General features: G+C 43.7%; 2 pseudogenes. Both read left to right on the plus strand.

The annotated features are described in order from the left end of the window. Nucleotides 1–95, plus strand: a pseudogene (locus tag AACQ81_RS05830) (IS5/IS1182 family transposase); the annotation flags it as partial. A 110-nt stretch (nucleotides 96–205) separates the two neighbouring features. Further along, nucleotides 206–427: pseudogene (locus AACQ81_RS05835) on the plus strand (transposase); the annotation flags it as partial. Between the last annotated feature and the right edge of the window lies 1 nt (nucleotide 428).

Consider the following 428-nt stretch of genomic DNA (forward strand, 5'->3'; position numbering starts at 1 on the left):
CAGTAGCTACTCGGTATGACAAATTAGCAAGAAATTATGAAAGTCTCGTTGCTTTGGCATTTTCAATCATGTGGCTCCCTATGTGGGTCGATTGAAACATGTACAACAAAGGTCAACACGCTCTAATGTCACTGGCATAAATTTTTCTCATCCCCGTAGTTTATATGAAAAATCGTTCTGGTTTAAAAAAATTCTGAATAGGTTCTTAGGGATAAGTAAACGCGGAGACAAAAATCTGCGACGGTTACTTGTCCAGTGCGCCAGGGTCTTTATCCAGAGAATCGATTATCAGTCAGGAAGGCTGGCTGAATGGGTAAAGGCTCAGCTTGAGCGAAAACACTCAAATGTTGTGGCCTGTGCGCTGGCCAACAAATTAGCCCGGATAGCCTGGGCAATCACAACACGGCAAACGGTGTTCGAAAGGTAAC

The sequence above is a fragment of the Xenorhabdus sp. Sc-CR9 genome (assembly GCF_963897815.1).
Lineage (GTDB): Bacteria > Pseudomonadota > Gammaproteobacteria > Enterobacterales > Enterobacteriaceae > Xenorhabdus.